24 protein-coding genes are annotated in these 23,801 nt (G+C 59.6%); 10 read left to right on the forward strand and 14 right to left on the reverse strand.

From position 1 onward, the window contains the following. Window positions 1–105: 105 nt before the first annotated feature. Together typA and thiI are read right to left on the reverse strand one after the other, a co-directional pair. Window positions 106–1,926, reverse strand: coding sequence for a translational GTPase TypA (gene typA, locus AB4P96_RS00050; RefSeq protein WP_003217997.1), 1,821 nt, complete (start codon window positions 1,924–1,926; stop codon window positions 106–108). Window positions 1,927–2,065: 139 nt separating this feature from the next. Then, window positions 2,066–3,520, reverse strand: a complete 1,455-nt coding sequence (thiI, locus tag AB4P96_RS00055; protein WP_065930794.1) for a tRNA uracil 4-sulfurtransferase ThiI — start codon at window positions 3,518–3,520, stop codon at window positions 2,066–2,068. Window positions 3,521–3,854: 334 nt separating this feature from the next. Between thiI and glnA the strand changes: the two genes are divergently transcribed. Then, on the forward strand, window positions 3,855–5,261 hold the full coding sequence (gene glnA, locus AB4P96_RS00060; protein ID WP_017138628.1) for a glutamate--ammonia ligase: 1,407 nt from the start codon (window positions 3,855–3,857) through the stop codon (window positions 5,259–5,261). Between the two features lie 70 nt (window positions 5,262–5,331). Here glnA and AB4P96_RS00065 read toward each other — a convergent pair whose 3' ends face one another. After that, window positions 5,332–5,571, reverse strand: coding sequence for a DUF6124 family protein (locus AB4P96_RS00065; protein WP_017138629.1), 240 nt, complete (start codon window positions 5,569–5,571; stop codon window positions 5,332–5,334). A 450-nt stretch (window positions 5,572–6,021) separates the two neighbouring features. Between AB4P96_RS00065 and AB4P96_RS00070 the strand changes: the two genes are divergently transcribed. The 3 genes from AB4P96_RS00070 to ntrC all read left to right on the forward strand — a co-directional run bounded on the left by AB4P96_RS00070 (window position 6,022) and on the right by ntrC (window position 9,450). Next, window positions 6,022–6,558, forward strand: coding sequence for a chorismate mutase (locus tag AB4P96_RS00070; RefSeq protein ID WP_099549495.1), 537 nt, complete (start codon window positions 6,022–6,024; stop codon window positions 6,556–6,558). 373 nt (window positions 6,559–6,931) lie between these two features. Further along, window positions 6,932–8,017 carry a nitrogen regulation protein NR(II) gene (glnL, locus tag AB4P96_RS00075; RefSeq protein WP_017138631.1) on the forward strand — a complete coding sequence of 362 codons (1,086 nt, stop codon included), beginning with the start codon at window positions 6,932–6,934 and terminating at the stop codon, window positions 8,015–8,017. Next, window positions 8,014–9,450, forward strand: a complete 1,437-nt coding sequence (ntrC, locus tag AB4P96_RS00080; protein ID WP_017138632.1) for a nitrogen regulation protein NR(I) — start codon at window positions 8,014–8,016, stop codon at window positions 9,448–9,450. Before glnL ends, ntrC begins: the two co-directional genes overlap by 4 nt. A 539-nt stretch (window positions 9,451–9,989) precedes the next feature. Here the strand turns inward: ntrC and AB4P96_RS00085 are convergent. Continuing rightward, window positions 9,990–10,430: a hypothetical protein gene (locus AB4P96_RS00085; protein WP_017138633.1), complete on the reverse strand. Its 441-nt coding sequence runs from the start codon at window positions 10,428–10,430 to the stop codon at window positions 9,990–9,992. On the opposite strand from AB4P96_RS00085, the gene AB4P96_RS00090 reads away from it, so the two are divergent. Then, window positions 10,429–10,884, forward strand: coding sequence for a tRNA (cytidine(34)-2'-O)-methyltransferase (locus AB4P96_RS00090; RefSeq protein ID WP_003171120.1), 456 nt, complete (start codon window positions 10,429–10,431; stop codon window positions 10,882–10,884). The two genes, AB4P96_RS00085 and AB4P96_RS00090, sit on opposite strands and share 2 nt — an antisense overlap. Window positions 10,885–11,033: 149 nt before the next feature. Here the strand turns inward: AB4P96_RS00090 and secB are convergent, their stop codons facing one another. Genes secB through AB4P96_RS00105 form a run of 3 tightly spaced genes read right to left on the reverse strand, consistent with a single transcriptional unit; the run spans window position 11,034 to window position 12,225 of the window. Continuing rightward, complete coding sequence (gene secB / locus AB4P96_RS00095; protein ID WP_012721755.1) at window positions 11,034–11,513, reverse strand: protein-export chaperone SecB; 480 nt, start codon at window positions 11,511–11,513, stop codon at window positions 11,034–11,036. A 42-nt stretch (window positions 11,514–11,555) separates the two neighbouring features. Beyond that, the gene (gene grxC, locus AB4P96_RS00100) at window positions 11,556–11,810 is read right to left on the reverse strand and encodes a glutaredoxin 3 (protein WP_017138634.1); all 255 of its coding nucleotides are present in this window, start codon (window positions 11,808–11,810) and stop codon (window positions 11,556–11,558) included. Window position 11,811: 1 nt separating this feature from the next. Continuing rightward, entirely contained in the window at window positions 11,812–12,225 is a 414-nt protein-coding gene (locus AB4P96_RS00105; RefSeq protein WP_017138635.1) for a rhodanese-like domain-containing protein, read from the reverse strand. A 151-nt stretch (window positions 12,226–12,376) separates the two neighbouring features. On the opposite strand from AB4P96_RS00105, the gene gpmI reads away from it, so the two are divergent. Continuing rightward, on the forward strand, window positions 12,377–13,903 hold the full coding sequence (gene gpmI, locus AB4P96_RS00110) for a 2,3-bisphosphoglycerate-independent phosphoglycerate mutase (RefSeq protein WP_395600389.1): 1,527 nt from the start codon (window positions 12,377–12,379) through the stop codon (window positions 13,901–13,903). A gap of 216 nt (window positions 13,904–14,119) precedes the next feature. On the opposite strand, the gene AB4P96_RS00115 is transcribed toward gpmI, so the two are convergent. Further along, window positions 14,120–14,632, reverse strand: a complete 513-nt coding sequence (locus tag AB4P96_RS00115) for a PBECR2 nuclease fold domain-containing protein (RefSeq protein WP_099549497.1) — start codon at window positions 14,630–14,632, stop codon at window positions 14,120–14,122. Window positions 14,633–14,874: 242 nt separating this feature from the next. Between AB4P96_RS00115 and AB4P96_RS00120 the strand changes: the two genes are divergently transcribed. The 4 genes from AB4P96_RS00120 to AB4P96_RS00135 all read left to right on the forward strand — a co-directional run bounded on the left by AB4P96_RS00120 (window position 14,875) and on the right by AB4P96_RS00135 (window position 19,657). Further along, window positions 14,875–16,170, forward strand: a complete 1,296-nt coding sequence (locus AB4P96_RS00120; protein ID WP_017138638.1) for a murein hydrolase activator EnvC — start codon at window positions 14,875–14,877, stop codon at window positions 16,168–16,170. 30 nt (window positions 16,171–16,200) lie between these two features. Further along, on the forward strand, window positions 16,201–17,514 hold the full coding sequence (locus AB4P96_RS00125; protein WP_170039035.1) for a S41 family peptidase: 1,314 nt from the start codon (window positions 16,201–16,203) through the stop codon (window positions 17,512–17,514). Window position 17,515: 1 nt separating this feature from the next. Next, window positions 17,516–18,301, forward strand: a complete 786-nt coding sequence (locus AB4P96_RS00130) for a divergent polysaccharide deacetylase family protein (RefSeq protein WP_099549498.1) — start codon at window positions 17,516–17,518, stop codon at window positions 18,299–18,301. A gap of 63 nt (window positions 18,302–18,364) precedes the next feature. Then, window positions 18,365–19,657 (forward strand): Vps62-related protein, encoded by a 1,293-nt coding sequence (locus tag AB4P96_RS00135; RefSeq protein WP_170039135.1) that lies wholly within the window; start codon window positions 18,365–18,367, stop codon window positions 19,655–19,657. On the opposite strand, the gene AB4P96_RS00140 is transcribed toward AB4P96_RS00135, so the two are convergent. The 6 genes from AB4P96_RS00140 to hisB form a co-directional block, all read right to left on the reverse strand. Continuing rightward, on the reverse strand, window positions 19,610–20,365 hold the full coding sequence (locus tag AB4P96_RS00140; RefSeq protein ID WP_395600390.1) for a substrate-binding periplasmic protein: 756 nt from the start codon (window positions 20,363–20,365) through the stop codon (window positions 19,610–19,612). The genes AB4P96_RS00135 and AB4P96_RS00140 overlap by 48 nt on opposite strands. Window positions 20,366–20,431: 66 nt before the next feature. Further along, the gene (gene hisF, locus AB4P96_RS00145) at window positions 20,432–21,202 is read right to left on the reverse strand and encodes an imidazole glycerol phosphate synthase subunit HisF (protein WP_017138643.1); all 771 of its coding nucleotides are present in this window, start codon (window positions 21,200–21,202) and stop codon (window positions 20,432–20,434) included. A 9-nt stretch (window positions 21,203–21,211) separates the two neighbouring features. Then, window positions 21,212–21,949, reverse strand: coding sequence for a 1-(5-phosphoribosyl)-5-[(5-phosphoribosylamino)methylideneamino]imidazole-4-carboxamide isomerase (hisA, locus tag AB4P96_RS00150; RefSeq protein WP_008435688.1), 738 nt, complete (start codon window positions 21,947–21,949; stop codon window positions 21,212–21,214). A 39-nt stretch (window positions 21,950–21,988) separates the two neighbouring features. Beyond that, entirely contained in the window at window positions 21,989–22,246 is a 258-nt protein-coding gene (locus AB4P96_RS00155) for a DUF2164 domain-containing protein (protein ID WP_005783916.1), read from the reverse strand. Continuing rightward, entirely contained in the window at window positions 22,246–22,884 is a 639-nt protein-coding gene (hisH, locus tag AB4P96_RS00160) for an imidazole glycerol phosphate synthase subunit HisH (RefSeq protein WP_395600391.1), read from the reverse strand. The genes AB4P96_RS00155 and hisH overlap by 1 nt, the downstream gene beginning before the upstream one ends. Continuing rightward, window positions 22,884–23,477, reverse strand: a complete 594-nt coding sequence (gene hisB / locus AB4P96_RS00165; RefSeq protein WP_017138645.1) for an imidazoleglycerol-phosphate dehydratase HisB — start codon at window positions 23,475–23,477, stop codon at window positions 22,884–22,886. The genes hisH and hisB overlap by 1 nt, the downstream gene beginning before the upstream one ends. Window positions 23,478–23,801: the final 324 nt, after the last annotated feature.

Raw genomic sequence — 23,801 nt, forward strand, 5'->3', positions numbered from 1 at the left:
GAGCGTCCCAAGCGGCATTCCCACGCAGAGCGTGGGAACGATCAGGCATAAAAAAACGCCCCCGGCCTTTCGACCGGGGGCGTTTTTCATTCAGCCTGAGTTAACTCAGTTCTTGGCTTTCTTGGCAGCGCGGGTACGCTCGCCTTCGTCCAGGATCTTCTTACGCAGGCGGATCGACTTAGGCGTAACTTCGCACAGCTCGTCGTCCTGGATGAATTCCAGGGCCTGTTCCAGGGTGAAGCGAACAGGTGGGACCAGAGCGATGGTTTCGTCTTTGCCCGAAGCACGCATGTTGTCGAGCTTCTTGCCTTTGGTTGGGTTAACGCCCATGTCGTTGTCACGGCTGTTCAGACCAACGATCTGACCGTTGTAGATCTCTTGACCGTGTTCAACGAACAGCTTGCCACGCGCCTGCAGAGTTTCCAGGGAGTAGGTCAGCGCCTTGCCGGTTTCTACCGATACCAGAACACCGTTCTGACGGCCGGACATGTCGCCGGACTTCATGGTGTCGTAGCGATCGAAGATCGAGGTCAGGATGCCAGCACCGTTGGTCAGGGTCAGGAACTGGTTACGGAAACCGATCAGACCACGCGCAGGGATGTTGTATTCCAGACGTACACGGCCTTTGCCATCCGGCACCATGTTGGTCAGGTCGCCCTTACGCAGGCCCATCTCTTCCATGACCTTGCCCTGGGATTCTTCAGGGGTGTCGATGGTCACGTTTTCGAACGGTTCCTGCTTCACGCCGTCAACCTGACGGATGATCACTTCTGGACGACCAACGCCCATTTCGAAGCCTTCGCGACGCATGGTTTCGATCAGTACCGAGAGGTGCAGCTCACCACGGCCGGAAACCTTGAACTTGTCAGCCGAGTCGCCTTCTTCAACGCGCAGTGCAACGTTGTACAGCAGCTCTTTGTCCAGACGTTCCTTGATGTTACGGGAAGTCACGAACTTGCCTTCTTTACCGCAGAAAGGCGAGTCGTTTACCTGGAAGGTCATGGAAACGGTTGGCTCGTCAACGGTCAGAGGCTTCATCGCCTCAACGTTGTCTGGCTGGCACAGGGTGTCGGAGATGAACAGCGAGTCCATACCGCTCACGCACACGATGTCGCCGGCGAAAGCTTCTTCAACGTCGATGCGGTGCAGGCCGTGGTGACCCATCAGCTTCAGGATACGACCGTTACGCTTTTTGCCGTCGGCGCCGATGGCGACAACCGGAGTGTTCGGCTTGACGCTACCACGCGCGATACGGCCAACACCGATAACACCCAGGAAGCTGTTGTAGTCCAGTGCCGAGATTTGCATCTGGAACGGGCCTTCACGGTCAACTTTTGGTGCCGGTACGTTGTCGACGATCGACTGGTACAGCGGGGTCATGTCTTCAGCCATGTCGGTGTGTTCCAGACCGGCAATACCGTTCAGGGCCGAGGCGTAGACCACTTTGAAGTCCAGCTGTTCTTCGGTAGCACCCAGGTTGTCGAACAGGTCGAAGATCTGGTCCAGAACCCAGTCCGGACGCGCGCCTGGACGGTCAACCTTGTTGATGCACACGATCGGACGCAGGCCGGCTTCGAAAGCCTTCTTGGTCACGAAACGAGTTTGCGGCATAGGGCCGTCTTGAGCGTCAACCAGCAGCAGAACGGAGTCAACCATCGACATTACGCGTTCTACTTCGCCGCCGAAGTCGGCGTGGCCCGGGGTGTCCACGATGTTGATGTGGTAGCCGTTCCAGTTGATAGCGGTGTTTTTAGCCAGGATGGTAATACCGCGCTCTTTTTCCTGGTCGTTGGAGTCCATCACGCGCTCGTCGTTGAGCTCGTTGCGCTCCAGGGTGCCGGATTGACGCAGGAGTTTGTCTACCAGGGTGGTTTTACCATGGTCAACGTGAGCAATGATGGCGATGTTACGTAGATTTTCGATCACTTGTGTATCTCGATCAGAGGATTCGGTGTGCTGACAGGTCGTGGCAGCGATTAACAGTAGAGTCAGGCCTTGCCGTTACAGCTTGACGGCAGAGTCGGGGGGCCGGTGACGCAGGCCACAGGCAAACAGCCCCGGGCTCTTAGCTCGGTCGATAAACGCGCACATTGGCATACCCCTCACTGAGCAAATGGTGGGCATGCAGGCGACTCATCACGCCTTTGTCGCAATACAGCAGGTACTGACGGCTGTTATCCAGTTCCTTGAAGCGCGCGTTCAATGCGTAGAACGGCAGCGCTTGCACGTCGATGCCAGCGATTTCCAGCGGCTCATCCTCGGCGGCATCCGGATGACGGATATCGACGACGATCTGGCCGGCCAGCGCTTCGCTGACTTCTTCGATTTGCACATCCTGGCCCAATTCATCGATAACACGATCGATCGGGACCAGTTTGGCGTTCTCGAGCGCACGCTCCAGAATCGCCATATCAAACTGTTGTTCTTCATACTCCACGCGGTTGCGCTTGGCGTGGGTCTTGGGGTTCACCGAAATGACCCCGCAATATTCAGGCATGTGCTTGGCAAAGTCGGCCGTGCCGATTTCTTCTGCCAGGTCGATGATGTCCTGTTTGTGGCTGGCGATCAGCGGGCGCAAGACCAGCTTCTCGGTGACGCAATCAATGAGCGACAGGTTCGGCAGCGTCTGGCTGGACACCTGGGAGATCGCTTCACCGGTCACCAACGCGTCGATCTGCAATTGATCGGCGATTCGGGACGCAGCGCGCAACATCATACGCTTCAATACTACGCCCATATGACTGTTATCGACTTTGCCGAGAATTTCGCCCAGCACTTCCTCAAACGGCACGCTTACAAATAGCACGCGCTGGGAGCTGCCGTACTTCTTCCAGATAAAGTGCGCGACTTCCATCACGCCCAATTCGTGTGCACGCCCGCCCAGGTTAAAGAAGCAGAAGTGGCTCATCAGGCCGCGACGCATGATCTGGTAGGCCGCCACCGTGGAATCGAAACCGCCGGACATGAGTACCAGGGTCTGTTCCAGTGCGCCCAGCGGGTAGCCGCCGATACTGTTGTGCTGGCTGTGGATCACAAACAACCGTTGGTCGCGAATTTCCATGCGCACTTCAATTTGCGGCGCTTTGAGGGAAATTCCGGCGGCGCCGCACTCGCGACGCAGCTTGCTGCCGACGTATTTCTCCACATCCATGGAGCTGAAGGTGTGCTTGCCGGCGCGCTTGCAGCGCACCGAAAAGATCTTGCCTTCAAGCGACTCGCCGTAGTGCTGTTTGCACTTTTCGGTGATGTCATCGAAGTCGCCCAACGGGTACTCATCGACCTGCAGGAAATGCGCGATGCCCGGCATGCAACTCAGGCGCTCGGTCATGTCCTTCAAGGCTTTGGCGTCGGTTATGCGGGTTTCCAGCTCGAGGTTGTCCCACACACCGTTCACCACCACAGCCGGGTCCAGGTCTCGGAGCACGGCACGGATGTTCTTGGCCAACTGACGGATGAAACGCGTCCGTACCGGTCGGCTTTTGATGGTGATCTCGGGGAAGACTTTTACGATTAATTTCATGGAAACAGCGCGCGCCGGGCCTGCTGAAAAAGGGGGGCGCGGATTATAGCGGAAATCGCTCAAGGTTTAACCAGTTAATATGCATCACAGACGCAACGCACCAAAACGGGTCATTTGCGCAAATTAACGCTACATTGCAGTGCGTTATTTATTCCGCTTCAGCGGATTGCACCGTTATAGGGGCCATTTTGAGGCAAAAAGGCCATGTTGGCGCACTGGCATGCAATTTGCTCTCTTGTGAGGCAGGTTGCCTTGGTCGAGTATTCGCGCCGGCATCACCCACATTCTAAGGGCTAACTCCACTACCCCAGCCCGAAGCCACCCGGAGGACACCATGTCGAAGTCGGTTCAACTCATCAAAGATCATGACGTTAAATGGATTGATCTGCGCTTCACGGACACTAAAGGTACTCAGCACCACGTGACCATGCCGGCTCGCGACGCGCTGGATGATGCGTTCTTCGAAGAAGGCAAAATGTTCGACGGTTCCTCCATTGCCGGCTGGAAAGGCATCGAAGCTTCCGACATGATCCTGATGCCGGACGACAGCACTGCCGTACTCGACCCGTTCACCGAAGACCCAACCCTGATCATCGTCTGCGACGTGATCGAGCCTTCGACCATGCAAGGCTACGACCGCGACCCACGTGCGATCGCCAAGCGCGCTGAGGAATACCTGAAGTCGACCGGTATCGGCGACACCGTATTCGTAGGCCCGGAGCCAGAGTTCTTCATCTTTGATTCGGTCAAGTTCAAGTCCGACATCTCCGGTTCCATGTTCAAAATCTTCTCCGAACAAGGTTCGTGGATGTCCGACCAGGACATCGAAGGCGGCAACAAAGGCCACCGTCCAGGTATCAAAGGTGGTTACTTCCCGGTTCCGCCGTTCGACCACGACCACGAAATCCGTACCTCCATGTGCAACGCCATGGAAGAGATGGGCCTGGTCATCGAAGTTCACCACCACGAAGTGGCGACTGCCGGCCAGAACGAAATCGGCGTGAAGTTCAACACCCTGGTAGCCAAGGCTGACGAAGTTCAGACCCTGAAGTACTGCGTACACAACGTGGCTGATGCCTACGGCCGTACCGCTACCTTCATGCCTAAGCCACTGTACGGCGATAACGGTTCGGGTATGCACGTTCACCTGTCCATCGCCAAAGATGGCAAGAACACCTTCGCTGGCGAAGGTTATGCCGGCCTGTCCGACACTGCCCTGTACTTCATCGGCGGTATCATCAAGCACGGTAAGGCCCTGAACGGCTTCACCAACCCGTCGACCAACTCCTACAAGCGTCTGGTGCCAGGTTTCGAAGCTCCGGTAATGCTGGCCTACTCGGCGCGTAACCGTTCCGCTTCGATCCGTATTCCTTACGTGTCCAGCCCTCGCGCTCGCCGTATCGAAGCGCGCTTCCCGGACCCGGCAGCTAACCCATACCTGGCCTTCGCTGCGCTGGTAATGGCTGGCCTGGACGGTATCCAGAACAAGATCCACCCAGGCGACGCCGCCGACAAAAACTTGTACGACCTGCCGCCTGAAGAGGCCAAAGAGATCCCACAAGTGTGCGGCAGCCTGAAAGAAGCCCTGGAAGAGCTGGACAAGGGCCGTGCGTTCCTGACCAAAGGCGGCGTATTCAGCGACGACTTCATCGATGCCTACATCGAGCTGAAAAGCGAAGAAGAAATCAAAGTACGCACCTTCGTACACCCACTGGAATACGAGCTGTACTACAGCTGCTGATCCGGTAGCGCTGCTTAACGCGGCGTAACGAAAAAGACCTCCTTCGGGAGGTCTTTTTTTTGCCTGGCGTTTAGCGAGCCGGGGCGTGGCGGTCGAGCATGTTGCCCACCATCAAGGTGCCGAGGGCACTGAGCTGGTGAATGGCCAGGACGGTATCGCGGTGTTTGCCTTCCAGCGCCTCGGACAAATCAAGCAACAAGGTGCTGACCGAGGAGAAGGCTTCGAAGCTGTTGATCAGCAGGGATTCGTCGTCGCTGCCAGGGTCGATGGTGAAGACGGATGGAGGCGGATTTGGCGTTGGTTTGAACATTTTCTACATTCCTCTAATGAGGCCGCCTTCGCTTCGCTACTAAACGAAAGGGTGGCGGCTGTGCGCAGGTTAGTAGACCGGTGAATGTAGAAGCCCGGCGCATCCGAGGATGCCCTGCGCACAGCCACCATCAAGCACAGATTTGGGAAATCTGATTGATGGAGAATGCACGGCCTACAATTCGAATCCAGGCTACTAAACCTGATCGCTGATGAGCAGCGACCGAGCAACCTTAGAGACGACAAGCCAGCCGTACAAGCCGGCGGATTCTGGCGCACCTGTAGGCAAGCACGCAAGTTAAGGTAGCCTCTGGCTGACACTGCCCAAAATCTGCAAACCCAATCAAAATGTGGGAGCGGGCTTGCTCGCGAAGGCGGCGTATCAGTTAATGCATCGGGTGACTGACACACCGCCTTCGCGAGCAAGCCCGCTCCCACAAGGAGATCTACGTTGAAACATAGATTTGCATTCGCCCTGTTATTCGCCTGCGCCACAGCCAGCGCAGCGCCGCCCACTCTGGAGCCTTTGCTCAACAGCATCGCCGAGCGCCTGGAGATTGCCGATCAGGTAGCCCTGAGCAAATGGGACAGCCACAAGCCCGTAGAGGACAAAAAGCGCGAACAAGAGGTGATCGCCAGCGTCGCCGCCCAAGCGCCCAACTACAAACTCGACCCTTCTGCCGCCGAGCAGTTTTTCTCGGCGCAGATCGAGGCCAATAAGCTGGTGCAGTACACCCACCTGTCCGACTGGCAGTTCCAGGGCAAAGCCCCGGACGACCCGCGCCCGGACTTGGTAAAACAGATCCGACCACGGCTGGACCAACTGCAAAAAACCCTGCTGCAGCAACTGGCCGACTTCACCCCGCAGCGCACCGACCCGCAATGCCCGCAGTGGCTGGCCACCGCCGTGCATGAGCCGCTGAATGATCCGCTGCGCCAACTGGCAATGATCCGCGCCACCGCCGAGCTGTGCATCTACAAAGGTTAAAGCCTGCAAACCCAATCAAAACTGTGGGAGCTGGCTTGCCTGCGATAGCAATGGTGAATGTGCCACCGCTATCGCAGGCAAGCCAGCTCCCACATTGACCCCGCTCCTCCAGACAATTTTTCACCAGCCATCACTTCCTGAACAACCTTCACAAAACCGCACTATATTGGTGCGACAGCCTGCACACTTCCCACCCTCCCAGCCCATTTTGGTTCGATTCTTCTCGATCAAGCTGGCAGAACGCCACAGTTTCGCGCCTAAAACCCTTATTTCAGGGGTTTAACGCTTCTTTTCGGAGCCTTGGTTTGGTTTTTGCATTTTCCTTGTATCAGCGTGTGCCTCAAGCCCGCGCCTTGCTCCAAAAGAGGTCCCGATGACCATCAGCGATGCACTGCACCGTTTGTTACTCGACAACCTGACCACCGCGACCATCCTGCTCAATGACGACCTGCGTCTTGAGTACATGAACCCGGCGGCGGAGATGCTCCTGGCCATCAGTGGTCAGCGCAGCCATGGGCAGTTCATCAGCGAATTGTTCACCGAGTCGGCCGAGGCCTTGAGTTCGTTGCGCCAGGCCGTGGAGCAGGCGCACCCGTTTACCAAGCGCGAAGCGATGCTCACCGCCCTCACCGGCCAGACCCTGACCGTCGACTACGCCGTGACCCCGATTTTGAGCAACGGCGCGACCCTGCTGTTGCTCGAAGTGCACCCCCGCGACCGTCTGCTGCGCATTACTAAAGAAGAAGCGCAGCTGTCCAAACAGGAAACCAGCAAGATGCTGGTGCGCGGCCTGGCCCATGAAATCAAAAACCCACTGGGTGGGATTCGTGGCGCCGCGCAGTTGCTGGCCCGTGAGTTGCCGGAGGAACACCTCAAGGACTACACCAACGTCATCATTGAGGAGGCCGACCGCCTGCGTAACCTGGTGGACCGCATGCTCGGCTCCAACAAGTTGCCGTCCCTGGCGATGACCAACGTGCACGAAGTGCTGGAGCGCGTGTGCCAGCTGGTCGAGGCCGAAAGCCAAGGCTGCATCACTCTGGTGCGCGACTACGACCCTAGCATTCCCGACGTATTGATCGACCGCGAGCAGATGATTCAGGCGGTGCTCAATATCGTGCGCAACGCCATGCAGGCCATCAGCAGCCAGAACGAACTGCGCCTGGGCCGCATCAGCCTGCGCACCCGCGCTCTGCGCCAGTTCACCATCGGCCATGTGCGCCACCGCCTGGTCACCAAGGTCGAGATCATCGACAACGGCCCGGGCATCCCAGCCGAACTGCAGGAAACCATCTTCTTTCCCATGGTCAGCGGCCGCCCGGACGGTACCGGGCTGGGCCTGGCCATTACTCAGAACATCATCAGCCAGCACCAGGGCCTGATCGAATGTGAAAGCCATCCCGGCCACACCACGTTCTCGATCTTCCTGCCATTGGAACAAGGAGCCCCCACGACATGAGCCGTAGTGAAACTGTGTGGATCGTCGATGACGACCGTTCTATCCGCTGGGTCCTCGAGAAAGCCTTGCAACAGGAAGGCATGACCACCCAGAGCTTCGACAGCGCCGACGGGGTGATGAGCCGCCTGGCGCGTCAGCAGCCGGACGTGATCATCTCCGACATCCGCATGCCCGGCGCCAGTGGCCTGGACTTGCTGGCGCGGATCCGCGAGCAGCACCCGCGTTTGCCGGTGATCATAATGACCGCGCACTCGGATCTGGACAGCGCTGTCGCGTCTTATCAGGGCGGCGCCTTTGAATACCTGCCTAAACCGTTCGATGTGGACGAGGCCGTGGCGCTGGTCAAGCGCGCCAACCAGCACGCCCAGGAACAACAAAGCCAGGAAGCCCCGCCAGCCCTGACCCGCACCCCGGAAATCATCGGTGAAGCACCGGCGATGCAGGAAGTGTTTCGCGCCATCGGGCGTTTGAGCCACTCCAACATCACCGTGTTGATCAACGGCGAGTCGGGCACCGGTAAAGAGCTTGTCGCTCATGCGCTGCACCGTCACAGCCCACGGGCGGCTTCGCCGTTTATCGCGCTGAACATGGCGGCGATTCCGAAGGACTTAATGGAGTCCGAGCTGTTTGGCCATGAAAAAGGCGCGTTCACCGGCGCGGCCAACCTGCGTCGCGGGCGCTTTGAACAGGCGGACGGCGGCACGCTGTTTCTGGATGAAATCGGCGATATGCCGGCTGACACTCAGACGCGCTTGCTGCGTGTACTGGCTGACGGCGAGTTCTACCGCGTCGGCGGGCACACGCCGGTCAAGGTCGACGTGCGCATTATTGCGGCGACCCACCAGAACCTCGAAACCCTGGTGCACGCGGGCAAATTCCGTGAGGACTTGTTTCACCGTCTTAACGTAATTCGCATCCATATCCCACGAATGTCGGACCGCCGCGAAGACATTCCGACCCTGGCCCGCCACTTCCTCAGCCGCGCCGCGCAAGAATTGGCGGTGGAGCCGAAGCTGCTCAAAAGCGAGACCGAGGAATACCTCAAGAACCTGCCGTGGCCGGGCAACGTGCGTCAGTTGGAGAACACCTGCCGCTGGATCACGGTGATGGCGTCCGGGCGCGAAGTACACATCAGCGACCTACCGCCGGAGCTGTTGAGCCTGCCGCAGGATTCGGCCCCGGTGACCAACTGGGAGCAGGCGCTGCGCCAATGGGCCGACCAGGCCCTGGCACGCGGCCAGTCGAACCTGCTGGACAGCGCCGTACCGGCCTTCGAGCGCATCATGATCGAAACCGCCTTGAAGCATACCGCCGGCCGCCGCCGCGATGCCGCCGTGCTGCTCGGCTGGGGCCGTAACACCTTGACGCGCAAGATCAAGGAGCTGGGGATGAAGGTCGATGGCGGGGATGATGATGAGGGTGATGAAGCCTAACTGCTGATCGTTCCCACGCTCGGCGTGGGAACGCCTCCCCGGACGCTCCGCGTCCGAGGCTCACCGCAAGTTCAGATCTGTGCACTGGTGACGCGGAGCGTCACACGATGCATTCCCACGCGGAGCGTGGGAACGATCAGGTGGAGTGCACCGCTTCAATGCACCATGAACTAGCATCGCGCACATCCAGCCAGCCTGAAACACCCGCCGAATCAAGAAAACATCAAACCGCAAAAACACCAAAGCCCCGTATTCCGGGGCTTTGCGCTTTCTGGCGAAATTTTTTGGCACACATTGCAACTTCTGGCACGCGCCCTGCAATAACCCTTACATCACCCAGTTTCGGGGACCTTGGTACAGGCAGGCCGAGAATCCCCTCTTTACACCCGGGGTGCTTGATGCGGATCGCGTCGCGCCCCACACCCGTTTCGGGAACCTCGGTACAGGCAGGCCGGGGATTCCCTCTTTAACACCGAAGCCTTGCAAGGCTTCACCCCGTTTTGGGAGCCCTGGTACAGGCAGGCCGGGAACTCCCTCTTTTATTCCTCGCGCAGATGGATCTGCAGCCGCCAGCGACCCTCGGCCTTCTCCCCTTTCCATTCCCCGCGCAACGGCCGAGCCGCCACCAGGTTCAGCAGCAGGCCGCCATCGGTCTTGCGAACGCGCCAATTCACGTCCTTGTCGTTGACCTTGAGTTGCCCGCTGGCAGCCTTGCCTTGCGCGCCGAACAGCAGCGCCACGGTGCCGTCGATATGTTCGCCGTGCAGCTTGGGTTCACTGTTGAACCACACCACCACGCCGTCTGCCGCTGTTTCTACCTGCTGCAACTCAACCGGATCCGGCGTGGTCAGGCGACCGATCATCAGCCCGATCATCAAGCCAACAATCGCCAGTGAGCCCATCACCCGTGGCAATAGCTTCGGCCTTGGGTCGTCTTCAGGGGTAGAATGCAACGCATCTTTGCCTTCGGAGCCGTGCATGTTTCACGTCATCCTTTTTCAACCAGAAATTCCGCCGAATACCGGCAACGTTATCAGGCTGTGCGCCAACAGTGGCTGCCACCTGCATTTGATCGAGCCGCTGGGCTTTGACATGGACGACAAACGCCTGCGCCGCGCCGGGCTGGACTACCACGAGTACGCCACGCTCAAGCGCCACGCCGATTTGGCCAGCTGCCTGGAAAGCCTCGGCCACCCACGGCTGTTCGCGTTCACCACCAAGGGCTCGCGGCCGTTTCATGACGCCAGCTTTGCCGAAGGCGACGCCTTCCTGTTCGGCCCGGAAAGCCGTGGCCTGCCGGCGGAGGTGCTTGATGCTTTGCCCGATGGCCATCGTCTGCGTTTGCCGATGCGCGAGGGTTGCCGCAGCTTGAACTTGTCCAACACTGTAGCCGTCGCGGTTTACGAAGGCTGGCGCCAGCTCGGCTTCAAGTAACGCATAAACAAAATGTGGGAGCAGACCTGTGTGGGAGCTGGCTTGCCTGCGATGCAGTCACCTCGGTGTATCAGTGATACTGAGGTGATGCTATCGCAGGCAAGCCAGCTCCCACACAAGCCCGCTCCCACATTTTTTATCGCGTCAACTTACTGAACAGTCGACGAACCTTCCTGTTGCATGCGCTGCAGCTCTTGCGCGTACAGGGCATCGAAGTTCACCGGCGCCAGCATCAGCGCAGGGAACGAGCCACGAGTGACCAGGCTGTCCAGGGTCTCACGGGCATACGGGAACAGGATGTTCGGGCAGAACGCGCCCAGGGTGTGGCTCATGGACGCTTCGTCCAGGCCCTGGATCAGGAAGATACCAGCCTGTTGCACTTCAGCGATGAAGGCTACTTCTTCGCCGTTCTTAACAGTCACGGACAAGGTCAGCACGACTTCGTGGAAGTCGCCTTCCAGAGCCTTTTGACGGGTGTTCAGGTCCAGCGCAACGCTTGGGGTCCATTCCTGGCGGAAGATCGCCGGGCTTTTCGGCGCTTCGAACGACAGGTCACGCACGTAGATCCGCTGCAGCGAAAACTGTGGGCCTTGAGCTTCTGCTGCTTCGGTGTTCTGTTGGTCAGTCATCGCAGATCCTTCTTGATCTTGGGGTCTTTTAGGGTTTAGGAGTCAGACGAGCAGCAGCGCATCGAGTTTACCGGCGCGCTCCAGAGCGAACAGGTCATCGCATCCACCGACATGCTTGTCACCGATCCAGATCTGCGGCACGGACGTGCGTCCCGCTTTCTTGGTCATTTCGGCGCGCACCTGGGGTTTGCCGTCGACCTTGATCTCTTCGAAGGCAATGCCCTTCTTCTCAAGCAGGGCCTTGGCCCGCATGCAGTAGGGGCACCAATCGCTGGAGTAAACGACAACCTGGCTCATATCACTTCACCAGCGGCAGGTTATCGGCCTTCCAGCTGCCAATACCGCCGGACAGTTTGGCGGCGGTGAAACCGGCTTTGAGCATCTCGCGGGCGTGGGTGCCGGCGTGCTGGCCTTGGGCGTCGACCAGAATAATGGTCTTGGCCTTGTGTTTTTCCAGCTCGGGCAAACGGGCGATCAGCTTGTCCTGTGGAATGTTCAGCGCGCCGACGATATGGCCGGCGGCGAAATCCTTGGCCGGGCGGATATCCACGACAACGGCCTCATCCTTGTTGACCAGTGCGGTCAGCTCCGACGTGCTCAGGCTGCGGCCACCGCGACTCATTTCATGAGCGATCAGCAGCGCCAGCAGGATGACGAAGGCACCCGCGAGCAGGTAGTGGGCAGTGGCAAATGCAATCAGGTGATCAACCATCAAGGAGGTTCCAGGGCGTTAAAATGGCGGTAAGTATACACAGCCGTCAGGGGCGGCCAACCCCCGTAAAGCGGTGACGTGGTCGGAACTTCGCTTTAAACTGCTACTCCCTTTTAGATTGCCTTCCTTTATTACCGCCGCGAGAGGATCTATGACTACCACGCCTAAACCTTTGGTCCTGATAATTCTCGATGGCTTCGGACACAGTGAAAGCCACCACGACAACGCCGTGTACTCGGCCAACAAGCCGGTACTCGACCGCCTGACGGCCACCGTACCCAACGGCCTGATCTCCGGCTCCGGTATGGATGTGGGCTTGCCGGACGGCCAGATGGGCAACTCGGAAGTCGGCCACATGAACCTCGGCGCCGGACGAGTGGTATACCAAGACTTCACACGCGTGACCAAATCGATCCGCGACGGCGAGTTCTTCGAGAACCCGACGATCTGCGCGGCGGTGGATAAAGCAGTCGCAGCCGGCAAGGCCGTGCACTTCATGGGCCTGTTGTCCGACGGCGGCGTTCACAGCCACCAGGATCACTTGGTCGCCATGGCCGAGCTGGCCTTCAAGCGCGGCGCCGACAAGATTTACCTGCACGCCTTCCTCGACGGCCGCGACACACCGCCTAAAAGCGCGCAGTCGTCCATCGAACTGCTCGACGCCACCTTCGCCGCGCTTGGCAAGGGCCGTATCGCCAGCCTGGTCGGCCGTTACTTCGCCATGGACCGCGACAACCGTTGGGACCGTGTCTCCCAGGCTTATAACCTGATCGTCGACGGCCAGGCCGAATTCAACGCCGCCACCGCCCAGGAAGGCCTGGAAGCCGCCTACGCGCGTGGCGAGAGCGATGAGTTCGTCAAAGCCACCACCATCGGCGAGCCGGTGAAAGTGGAAGACGGCGACGCCGTAGTGTTCATGAACTTCCGCGCCGACCGTGCCCGCGAACTGAGCCATGTATTCGTTGACGCCGGTTTCAAGGATTTCGAGCGCGCCCGCCAGCCGAAAGCCGAGTTCGTCATGCTCACCCAATACGCCGCCAACATCCCGGCCCCGGCAGCTTTTGCCCCGGGCAGCCTGGAAAACGTGCTGGGCGATTACCTGGCGAAAAACGGCAAGACCCAGCTGCGCATCGCCGAAACCGAGAAATACGCCCACGTGACCTTCTTCTTCTCCGGCGGCCGTGAAGAACCGTTCCCAGGCGAAGAACGCATCCTGATCCCGTCGCCCAAAGTCGCCACCTACGACCTGCAGCCGGAAATGAGCGCGCCTGAAGTCACCGACAAAATCGTCGATGCCATCGACAACCAGCGTTACGACGTGATCGTGGTCAACTACGCCAACGGCGACATGGTCGGCCACAGCGGCAACCTGCAAGCAGCTGTAAAAGCCGTGGAATGCCTGGACCAGTGCGTCGGCCGTATCGTCGACGCCCTGGAGAAAGTCGGCGGCGAGGCACTGATCACCGCCGACCACGGCAACTGCGAGCAGATGTCCGACGAATCCACCGGGCAAGCCCATACCGCCCACACCACCGAGCCGGTGCCGTTCATCTATGTCGGCAAGCGCGACCTGAAAGTGCGTGAAGGCGGCGTGCTGGCGGACGTGGCGCCGACCATGCTGAAGCTGATGGGGTTGGAGAAGCCGAAAGAGATGACCGGTACTTCGATTCTGGTCTGAAACAGTTCGGGGGTTGCTCAAAGCGAGTAGCCCGTCAATAATGAAGGTGAGCGCGAAACCAGTTGCCTCCAGCGGCGATAACTGGCGTAGGAACCCCGTTGATGACTGGACATCAGCGTAGGGTGAGACCTCCACACCCCTGCTTGAGGGTGTGTATATGAATATCAAGCGCTCTAACTTAGGGCAGTTCGAGAGAACTGCCCTTTTCTTTGCCTGTTATAAAAGTTGGTAGCGTTTGTAAAGCAGCTCCCCATGGCGATGCTTATTCAGCGCCTTGGCATCGGTCTGCATGAAATTCCACAACACATTGCCTGCCTGGATATTCACCACCACCAGCATTTGTCGCTTGGTTTCATAAGCACCGATGAACGCCAGCCGAGCCGAGCCGTCGCTATAGGCGACACGCCAGATTTCCAGAGGCCCTGTCAGCGTATCCAGCGCGAATTTTACGTATCGTTCTCTGGCATCCTGCCGCTTTTCAACAATGTGCCCCAGCGTCGTGCGCTGGATCAACACCCTGCCCAGAGGGGAATCTATACAAACCTGAGGGCATGTCGAATCGGTAATCCCCAGATTTGAAGCTACGATATCGACAGCATCGGCAATGTCTTTGCCCGCCAACACCTCCTCGAGTGCGCAAGATCGTAGAGCCCGATCAAGGCTACGCAGGTCGGGCAATCCGTAATCGAGCCAGGTTTGCTGGCCTTTTGACTCATGAACACCGGACATTGCCGATCGCGCCAACTGACTGATTAGAGGGCTCGTGAGTCTATTCTCAGCAGCAAAAACCAGTGCAGGTGGAGCGTTTCAAAGCGTTTCTTCGATAGTGTTTAACCTTCAAACCGCCCAATTAAATCGCCCTGAAAGGCTTTTTATGACGAACGCCTCAAAGCAGATGGCGTTGAGGCGTTTTTTTTGCGGCGCTTGGCGGGCATACTAGGCCGTCCATTTCCCTGGTGTCGCCCGCCTCTATGCTTCGCGCCTTGATTTCCCTCGCTCTTGTCTGCCTGCTCCAACCGGCGTTTGCCGATGAGCGCGCACAAACCCAACAACAGTTGGACGCTACGCGTCAGGACATTACCGAGCTGAAAAAGCTGCTCGGCAAGCTCCAGGAAGAAAAATCCGGGGTGCAGAAAGACCTGCGCGGCACGGAAACCGAGATGGGCAAGCTCGAGAAGCAGGTCCAGGAGCTACAAAAAGAATTAAAGAAGAGCGAGTCGGAACTGGAGCGACTCGACGCTGAGAAAAAAAAACTCCAGAGCGCACGCGTTGAACAGCAACGCCTGATCGCGATCCAGGCCCGCGCCGCCTACCAGAGCGGCCGCCAGGAATACCTCAAGCTGCTGCTCAACCAGCAGAACCCGGAGAAATTCGCGCGCACCCTCACTTACTACGACTACCTGAGCAAGGCGCGCCTGGCACAATTAAAGGGTTTTAATGAAACCCTGCGCCAGTTGGCCAATGTCGAGCAGGAAATCGCCGACCAGCAGTCGCAACTGATGGATCAGAAAACCGCCCTCGACACTCAGCGCGACCAGTTGGACAAGGTGCGCAAAGAGCGCCAGCAAGCCCTGGCCAAGCTCAACAATGACGTGAAGGCCCGCGACGCCAAGCTGCAGGCCCGCGAACAAGACCAGGCCGACTTGGGCAAAGTGCTCAAAACCATCGAGGAAACCCTGGCTCGCCAGGCACGTGAGGCTGAAGAAGCGCGGCAAAAGGCGCTGATCGCCCAGCAGGAAGCGGAAAAAAAGCGCCAGCGTGAAGCCGAGCTGGCCGCTACCACTGACGCGCCAGCGCCGCGTAAACCGGCGCGCGCAGCGCCCGGGCCGCTGGTTTCCAGCTCCGGCGAGAACTTCGGCGGCCCTTTTGCTTCAGCCCGCGGCAAACTTCCATGGCCCGTTGATGGTCGACTGCTGGCACGCTTTGGTGAAACCCGTGGCGATGACACCCGCGCCAAGTGGGATGGGGTGATGATCAGCGCCGCCGCCGGCAGCCAGGTCCACGCCGTTCACGGTGGCCGTGTGGTGTTTGCCGATTGGCTGCGCGGGGCCGGTTTGTTGGTGATTCTTGACCACGGCAATGGCTATTTGAGCCTTTACGGCCACAATCAGACATTACTCAAGTCGGCAGGTGATGTTGTAAAAGCCGGTGAGTCCATCTCCACTGTCGGTAACAGTGGTGGCCAGGACACCCCGGCGCTGTACTTCGCTATTCGTCAGCAGGGCCGCCCGAGCGACCCTGCACAATGGTGCCGTTCCCAAGGATAGGGCTGCACCTACATTAGGAGTTCGTTCGACATGCTGCATTTGTCCCGCCTCACTTCGCTGGCCCTGACGATCGCCCTGGTGATCGGCGCGCCGCTGGCTTTTGCCGACCAGGCTGCACCGGCACCCGCCGCCACCGCAGCGACCACCAAGGCACCGCTGCCGCTGGACGAGCTGCGTACCTTTGCCGAGGTCATGGACCGGATCAAGGCAGCCTATGTCGAACCCGTAGACGACAAAACCCTGCTGGAAAATGCCATCAAGGGCATGCTCAGCAACCTCGACCCGCACTCCGCCTACCTGGGGCCGGAAGACTTCGCCGAGCTGCAGGAAAGCACCAGCGGTGAATTCGGCGGCCTGGGCATCGAAGTCGGCTCCGAAGATGGCCAGATCAAAGTGGTCTCGCCGATCGATGACACGCCTGCGTCCAAGGCGGGCATTCAGGCCGGCGACTTGATCGTGAAGATCAACGGCCAACCAACCCGTGGCCAGACCATGACCGAAGCCGTCGACAAGATGCGCGGCAAGCTCGGCCAGAAAATCACCCTGACCCTGGTACGCGACGGCGGCAACCCGTTTGACGTGACCCTGGCCCGCGCGACCATCACGGTCAAGAGCGTTAAGAGCCAGCTGCTGGAGTCGGGCTACGGTTACATCCGTATCACCCAGTTCCAGGTCAAGACCGGCGACGAAGTGGCCAAGGCCTTGGCCAAACTGCGCAAAGACAACGGCAAGAAACTCAACGGCATCGTGCTCGACCTGCGTAACAACCCAGGCGGCGTGCTGCAGTCGGCGGTTGAAGTGGTCGACCACTTCATCACCAAAGGCCTGATTGTTTACACCAAAGGCCGTATCGCCAACTCCGAGTTGCGCTTCTCGGCCACCGGCAACGACCTGAGCGAAGGCGTGCCACTGGCCGTGCTGATCAACGGCGGCAGCGCTTCGGCGTCGGAAATCGTCGCCGGTGCCCTGCAAGACCAGAAACGCGGCGTGCTGATGGGCACCACCAGCTTCGGCAAAGGCTCGGTGCAAACCGTATTGCCGCTGAACAACGACCGCGCCCTGAAGATCACTACGGCGCTGTACTACACGCCGAACGGTCGCTCGATCCAGGCCCAGGGCATCGTGCCGGACATCGAGGTACGCAGGGCCAAGATCACCAACGAGGTCGACAGCGAGTACTACAAAGAGGCCGACCTTCAAGGTCACTTGGGCAATGGCAACGGCGGCGCCGACCAGCCGACCGGCAGCGGCAGCAAAGCCAAGCCGATGCCGCAGGACGACGACTATCAACTGGCCCAGGCGCTGAGCCTGCTTAAAGGCCTGAGCATTACGCGCAGCCGTTGATATGCGTTTTGCCCTGATCATCGCTGTGCTGTGCAGCCTGGCCGGAATCGCCCATGCGACTCCGGCCGACGCGCCTCGCAAAGCCTACCTGACCCTTATCATCGACGACCTGGGACAAAACCTGCCCCGGGACCGTCGTGTGCTGGCCCTGCCTGGGCCGGTGACCACGGCGATCATGCCCGACACGCCCCACGCCGCCGAATTTGCCCGTGAGGCGCACAAGGCCGGCAAGATCGTGATCCTGCATATGCCTATGGACCCGGCCACTGGCCCGTTCGCCTGGCACCCCGACTTGCCTATCGAAGAACTCGGCAAACGCCTGGACGCCGCCTTCAAGGTTGTGCCCTATACCGCCGGCATCAACAACCATATGGGCAGCCGCATGACCGCCCAGCCAGCGGCGATGGCGTGGCTGATGGCCGAGCTGCAACGGCGCAACAAGTTCTTTGTCGACAGCCGCACCAGCGCACAGACCGTCGCCGCCGCCGAGGCGCAGAAGATCGGGCTGGCGCATGTGTCGCGGGATGTATTCCTGGATGACGAACGCACCGAAGCGGCGATTGCCACACAACTGCAAACCGCGATCAAGCTGGCGCACAAGCAGGGCTCGGTGGTGATGATCGGCCACCCTTACCCGCAAACGCTGGCGGTACTGGAGCGTGAGTTGCCCAAGCTCAAGGCCCAGGGCATCGACTGGATTGATATCAAGTTGATGATCAGCGTGCGAAGCAACCTAGCCATGGCTGCACACGGTAAAAACGGGACGTATCTTCCGGCGCGTAGATAGTTACCGCTCGGCGCCGAGTGCACTGCTCGATAGTTGATGCTCCCATCAACTGGAGAGCCCTCCATGAAGCTTCTGCAATTCAATGACCTGCTCATCAGCTTTACCAGCGAGTTTCTGCCGCTGTGGAACGACAAGGGGTCGGGCGCGCACAAAGCCGTCGGCCTCTGGCGGCCGAGCACCGCCTCCGATGCACTGAGACCGTTTTTTACCTTGGGTGATATTGCGGTCGACCACTATCGCAATATCAACCACGGCAACGTTGTCGCTGTCGTCAGCGACGCGAACAACGTCGACGGCACGGCCCTGCGTGCGCCCGTCGATTATCAATTGGTGTGGCAGGATGAAGGCACCGGAGCGCTGAGCAATGCATCTATCTGGCGCCCGCTGCCGCCAGAGGGCTATGTGGCGATGGGGCTGGTGTACGGCGTGGACTACGACAAACCTTCACGCCATGCCGTGCGGTGCGTGCGAAAAGACCTGGTGATGGCCGCTCAAACGGGCGAATTGATCTGGGACGATAAAGGCAGCGGCGCCACCAACGACTTAAGCCTCTGGTCGGTGACACCTCCCAATGCTCCCGCCGGCGAAATATACCTCGCCCCCGGCACCTTCATAGGCCATGGCGACTATGCCAAGCCAAGCCTTGAGGCCTATTCACTGCGCCTGACATTGACAGCGCAACTGCACGACCTGCCGCCACCGCCCGCGCTCAGCGGGTACGAAAGCCCGGGCAATGATGAATCCGTCCACGCGCCTCAGGTGTGTGAGCTGCCATGGTTCTGTGTCAAAGACCCGGAGTTGGCCGTGATCGAACAGTTTCAGGCATCGCCCACCTACCGCCTGGAGCGCACGGACCGCCACCTGTGTGTCGGCTTTGGGCACAACACCGAAGCTACCAGTCAGCCATTCATGTGGACGGCCGCGAAAGGTGAAGTAAGCGGGACTGCCAAGGCACTGGCGGCCAACACCAGTATCGGTCTGGGTAAAGAGTGGCCGGTGGGCGAACACGTCTTCGAATTGAGTTTTTCGGCGCACCTGGATCGCGACTTCACACACACGCAGCGCTCGGCGAAAGGCTGGGACCAGGCTTCGTCGCTGGAAATCATCACTTATGTTCCGCCGAAAAAAGCCGTTGCGGCGTACCTTGTCCAAAGCGAATACCGCCTGCTGCGACAGGACGGCAGTCAGGTTTCAAGCACCGCCAGCTATACCAATGGTGACAACATCTACATGAGCGATTATCCAAACGCCGAGGTGCTGCCTGATGAGCAGCCTCCACTGGTAGAAGCGCCTCAAGCAGAGCCCGAACTAGAGGTAACGGGCCATGATCTGATCGACACCACCCTCACCCCGTAACTGCTCGAGTGCCGCCTGAAGCTTGGCCACCACCTCATCCGGCACGTCTTTGTTCAGCGCCAGGTACAACTGGGCACTGTTGAAGCGCAGCACGGTTTTCAGTTGGGTCACCCCCACCTGGCGAGCCAGATAACGGCCCGCCGGATCGCCGGTGGCCCACAGGTCGATCTGGCCATCCACCAGCTTTTGCGCATTGTCCTGATCACGTAGCGCAACGATGGGGTTAAGGCCCTGCTTTTCCAGGGTCTCGGCAATGGCGTCACCTTTGTAGGCGCCGACCTTGTATCGACGAGCCTGTTCAAGGTCTGTCAGCTCAATCTTGCTGTCGGCCTTGGCCAGCATCACCCAGTCATCCGGGCCAATAGGGCCGACCCATTTGAACAGCGCTTCGCGGTCCGGCAGGCGCGCCATCACAAAGACGCCGTAACCGGGCTTTTCCAGGGCGAGTTTGTAGATGCGCTCCCAAGGAAAACGCAAAGTCAGGTTGTAGGAAATGCCGGCACGCTTGAACGTCTCGCGCACGATATCGACGGCGATGCCCTCGATGTTTTCTTCCTTGGCGAAGTTCTTGCCGTTTTTCGCCATGTTGTAGGGCGGGAAGTTTTCCGTCAGCAACACCAGGGAGGCGTCGGACGGTTCCTCGGCGTGAGCCGAGCCCGTCAACAGAATGGACGTACTGGCGAGAGCAAGCAGAAGGGTCTTGAACATGAAGGCTACCGGAATCCATGGCAAGCGCAGAGAGTGCCCCGCGCCTGCCAGGGTGTCCAGCAGCGTTTAGCGAACGACGATACCGCGTGCGGCCATATAGGCTTTTGCCTCCGGCACGGTGTATTCGCCAAAGTGGAAAATGCTCGCCGCCAGCACCGCACTGGCGTGGCCTTCGATCACGCCGTCGGCCAGGTGCTGCAGGTTGCCGACGCCGCCGGAGGCGATCACCGGAATGCCCAGCGCATCGCTGATGGCGCGGGTCACGCCCAGGTCGAAACCGTTTTTCATGCCGTCCTGGTCCATGCTGGTCAGCAGGATTTCACCGGCGCCCAGGGCTTCCATCTTCATCGCCCATTCCACCGCGTCCAGGCCGGTCGGCTTGCGACCGCCGTGGGTGAAGATCTCCCAGCGCGGGGTTTCGCCCGGGCCGGAGACCTTCTTGGCGTCGATGGCGACCACGATGCATTGCGAGCCGAAGTGCTGCGCGGCTTCGCCGACGAACTCCGGGTTGAACACGGCGGCGGTGTTGATCGAGACCTTGTCCGCACCGGCGTTGAGCAGGTTGCGGATGTCTTGCACGGTACGCACGCCACCGCCCACGGTCAGCGGGATAAACACTTGGCTGGCCATGCGCTCGACGGTATGCAGGGTGGTGTCGCGGCCGTCGACGCTGGCGGTGATGTCGAGAAAGGTAATCTCGTCGGCACCTTGCTCATCGTAGCGACGGGCGATTTCCACCGGGTCACCCGCATCGCGGATGTTCTCGAACTTGACGCCCTTGACCACGCGACCGTTGTCGACGTCCAGGCAAGGGATGATGCGTTTGGCCAGCGCCATGGTCAGTCCTCAGCCGTTGTAGGCGTCGCAGTAAGCCTGGGCTTCGGCGACGTCCAAAGTACCTTCGTAGATCGCGCGACCAGTGATGGCGCCGATGATGCCGGGCGCCTTGGCGTCCAGCAGCGACTTGATATCGCCCAGGTTGTGAATGCCACCGGAGGCGATCACCGGGATCCTGGTTGCAGCGGCCAGCGCAGCGGTGAACGGCACGTTGCAGCCCTGCATCATGCCGTCTTTGGCGATGTCGGTATAAACAATGGCGGACACGCCGTCGGCTTCGAACTGCTTGGCCAGGTCGATGACCTGCACGGTGCTGATTTCCGCCCAGCCGTCGGTGGCGACGAAACCGTCTTTGGCGTCCAGGCCCACAATGACTTTGCCCGGAAACGCGCGGCAGGCTTCGGCGACAAAGGCCGGGTCTTTCACGGCCTTGGTGCCGATGATCACGTAGCTCACGCCAGCCTTGACGTAGTGCTCGATGGTTTCCAGGGAGCGAATGCCGCCGCCGATCTGGATCGGCAGGTTCGGGTAGCGCTTGGCGATGGCAGTAACCACTTCGCCATTGACTGGCTGGCCTTCGAAGGCGCCGTTCAAGTCCACCAGATGCAGGCGACGGCAGCCCCCTTCTACCCATTTGGCAGCCATGCTCACCGGGTCATCGGAGAACACGGTGGAGTCTTCCATGCGGCCTTGGCGCAGGCGTACACAAGCGCCGTCCTTAAGATCGATAGCGGGGATAATCAGCATCTGGCAAACCTTATTCGATATTCAGCAATGCTTGGGAAATCAGGGTTTCTCAAGCGACCACAGGTCGCTTTCGATGCTTTCGAACCTTTCTTTAAGGAGCGTCTGCGTGTCGAAAATCGCCCTGTTGTAATAGTGCGGCGCCACTTCGGTGGTGAACAGCTCAAGAATCTCGGCGACCTCGAACGAGCCCAACTTGAGTTCGAAGCGGTCCTCCATGAAACGCTTGATCTTGTCGGTCGCCTCACGCTCCTGTTCGGGCGTGAGGTTCAAGATCGGCGGCTTCGGCTTCTTGGCCATTACCTGCGACCATCCCACGCGGCGAAGTTCTGCAGCAATTGCAGGCCATGGGTATGGCTCTTCTCCGGGTGGAACTGCACGGCAAAGCGCGAACCGTCGGCCAGCGCTGCGGCGAAGTCGACGCCATAATGCCCGCCACCCACCACTTGGCGCGGGTTGCCAGCATTGATGTAGTAGCTGTGCACAAAGTAGAAACGCGCCAGGTCCGGAATGTCGTGCCACAGCGGGTGATCGACGGTCTGGCTGACTTCGTTCCAGCCCATATGCGGCACTTTCAAGTGCGCGCCGTCTTCGTGCAGGTCTTTGCCGAAGAACTTCACCTGGCCGGGGAACAGGCCGATGCAGTCGACGCCGCCGTTCTCTTCACTGCTGTCGAGCAAGGCTTGCATGCCCACGCAGATGCCGAGGAACGGGCGGTCCTGGCTGACTTCGCGCACCAGGCTGTCAAAGCCCAGGCGGCGGATCTCGGCCATGCAATCGCGAATCGCGCCGACGCCGGGGAACACCACGCGGTCGGCTTCGCGAATCACATTGGCGTCGCTGGTGATCAGCACCTTGCCGGCGCCCACGTGCTCGAGCGCCTTGGCCACCGAGTGCAGGTTACCCATGCCGTAATCGATAACCGCGACCGTCTGCATTACAGAACGCCCTTGGTCGACGGCATTTGCCCGGCCATGCGGTCATCCAGCTCTACGGCCATGCGCAGTGCGCGGCCGAATGCCTTGAACACGGTTTCGATCTGGTGGTGGGTGTTGGTGCCGCGCAGGTTGTCGATGTGCAGGCTGACGAGTGCGTGGTTGACGAAGCCCTGGAAAAACTCCTGGAACAGGTCGACATCGAAGCCGCCCACGGTGGCGCGGGTATACGGCACATGCATCTGCAGGCCTGGGCGGCCGGAGAAGTCGATGACCACACGCGACAGCGCTTCGTCCAGCGGGACATAGGCGTGGCCGTAGCGACGGATGCCTTTTTTGTCGCCGATGGCCTTGGCAAACGCCTGGCCGAGGGTGATGCCTACGTCTTCCACCGTGTGGTGGTCGTCGATATGCAGGTCGCCCTTGCTGACGATATCCAGGTCGATCAGCCCATGACGGGCGATCTGGTCCAGCATGTGCTCAAGAAAAGGTACACCGATATCAAATCGGGCCTTTCCGGTGCCATCCAGGTTGATCGAGGCTTTGATCTGGGTTTCCAGAGTGTCGCGCTCGACGGATACCTTACGTTCGGCCATCACCAGCTCCGCAAAATCATTGGGCGAAAAAGGCAGCCATTATAGGGGCGCGGGCGCTAAACAGAAACATCGAAGGGGATAAGACTGATGGAGTGTCGGGGATAGACATGTGCATACAAGCAGGCGCTCCAGGATGGTGCGCCCCGCCGCTGTCTTGAAACGAGTAGAGATCCAGTGTGGGAGCTGGCTTGTGTGGGAGCTGGCTTGCCTGCGATGCAGACACCTCGGTATGTCGGCCACACCGCGGTGATGCTATCGCAGGCAAGCCAGCTCCCACACAAGCGCGGTTCCTGTGGGAGCCGCGCCCGCCCGACTACAGCGGTA

Origin of the sequence: Pseudomonas sp. B19125 (assembly GCF_044218855.1) — a bacterium.
In the GTDB taxonomy this organism is placed as follows: Bacteria; Pseudomonadota; Gammaproteobacteria; order Pseudomonadales; family Pseudomonadaceae; genus Aquipseudomonas; species Aquipseudomonas edaphica.

What these genes read in the sequence shown, in the direction of transcription:
- AB4P96_RS00140 (WP_395600390.1), bottom strand. Translation starts at nt 20,365, where the DNA reads ATGTTCAAGACCCTTCTGCTTGCTCTCGCCAGTACGTCCATTCTGTTG.
- hisF (WP_017138643.1), bottom strand. Translation starts at nt 21,202, where the DNA reads ATGGCGCTGGCCAAACGCATCATCCCTTGCCTGGACGTCGACAACGGT.
- secB (WP_012721755.1), bottom strand. Translation starts at nt 11,513, where the DNA reads ATGACTGACCAACAGAACACCGAAGCAGCAGAAGCTCAAGGCCCACAG.
- AB4P96_RS00090 (WP_003171120.1), top strand. Translation starts at nt 10,429, where the DNA reads ATGTTTCACGTCATCCTTTTTCAACCAGAAATTCCGCCGAATACCGGC.
- AB4P96_RS00115 (WP_099549497.1), bottom strand. Translation starts at nt 14,632, where the DNA reads ATGTCCGGTGTTCATGAGTCAAAAGGCCAGCAAACCTGGCTCGATTAC.
- AB4P96_RS00085 (WP_017138633.1), bottom strand. Translation starts at nt 10,430, where the DNA reads ATGCACGGCTCCGAAGGCAAAGATGCGTTGCATTCTACCCCTGAAGAC.
- hisA (WP_008435688.1), bottom strand. Translation starts at nt 21,949, where the DNA reads ATGCTGATTATCCCCGCTATCGATCTTAAGGACGGCGCTTGTGTACGC.
- ntrC (WP_017138632.1), top strand. Translation starts at nt 8,014, where the DNA reads ATGAGCCGTAGTGAAACTGTGTGGATCGTCGATGACGACCGTTCTATC.
- hisH (WP_395600391.1), bottom strand. Translation starts at nt 22,884, where the DNA reads ATGCAGACGGTCGCGGTTATCGATTACGGCATGGGTAACCTGCACTCG.
- AB4P96_RS00130 (WP_099549498.1), top strand. Translation starts at nt 17,516, where the DNA reads ATGCGTTTTGCCCTGATCATCGCTGTGCTGTGCAGCCTGGCCGGAATC.
- AB4P96_RS00065 (WP_017138629.1), bottom strand. Translation starts at nt 5,571, where the DNA reads ATGTTCAAACCAACGCCAAATCCGCCTCCATCCGTCTTCACCATCGAC.
- glnL (WP_017138631.1), top strand. Translation starts at nt 6,932, where the DNA reads ATGACCATCAGCGATGCACTGCACCGTTTGTTACTCGACAACCTGACC.
- glnA (WP_017138628.1), top strand. Translation starts at nt 3,855, where the DNA reads ATGTCGAAGTCGGTTCAACTCATCAAAGATCATGACGTTAAATGGATT.
- AB4P96_RS00105 (WP_017138635.1), bottom strand. Translation starts at nt 12,225, where the DNA reads ATGGTTGATCACCTGATTGCATTTGCCACTGCCCACTACCTGCTCGCG.
- gpmI (WP_395600389.1), top strand. Translation starts at nt 12,377, where the DNA reads ATGACTACCACGCCTAAACCTTTGGTCCTGATAATTCTCGATGGCTTC.
- grxC (WP_017138634.1), bottom strand. Translation starts at nt 11,810, where the DNA reads ATGAGCCAGGTTGTCGTTTACTCCAGCGATTGGTGCCCCTACTGCATG.
- thiI (WP_065930794.1), bottom strand. Translation starts at nt 3,520, where the DNA reads ATGAAATTAATCGTAAAAGTCTTCCCCGAGATCACCATCAAAAGCCGA.
- AB4P96_RS00135 (WP_170039135.1), top strand. Translation starts at nt 18,365, where the DNA reads ATGAAGCTTCTGCAATTCAATGACCTGCTCATCAGCTTTACCAGCGAG.
- AB4P96_RS00125 (WP_170039035.1), top strand. Translation starts at nt 16,201, where the DNA reads ATGCTGCATTTGTCCCGCCTCACTTCGCTGGCCCTGACGATCGCCCTG.
- hisB (WP_017138645.1), bottom strand. Translation starts at nt 23,477, where the DNA reads ATGGCCGAACGTAAGGTATCCGTCGAGCGCGACACTCTGGAAACCCAG.
- AB4P96_RS00120 (WP_017138638.1), top strand. Translation starts at nt 14,875, where the DNA reads ATGCTTCGCGCCTTGATTTCCCTCGCTCTTGTCTGCCTGCTCCAACCG.
- AB4P96_RS00155 (WP_005783916.1), bottom strand. Translation starts at nt 22,246, where the DNA reads ATGGCCAAGAAGCCGAAGCCGCCGATCTTGAACCTCACGCCCGAACAG.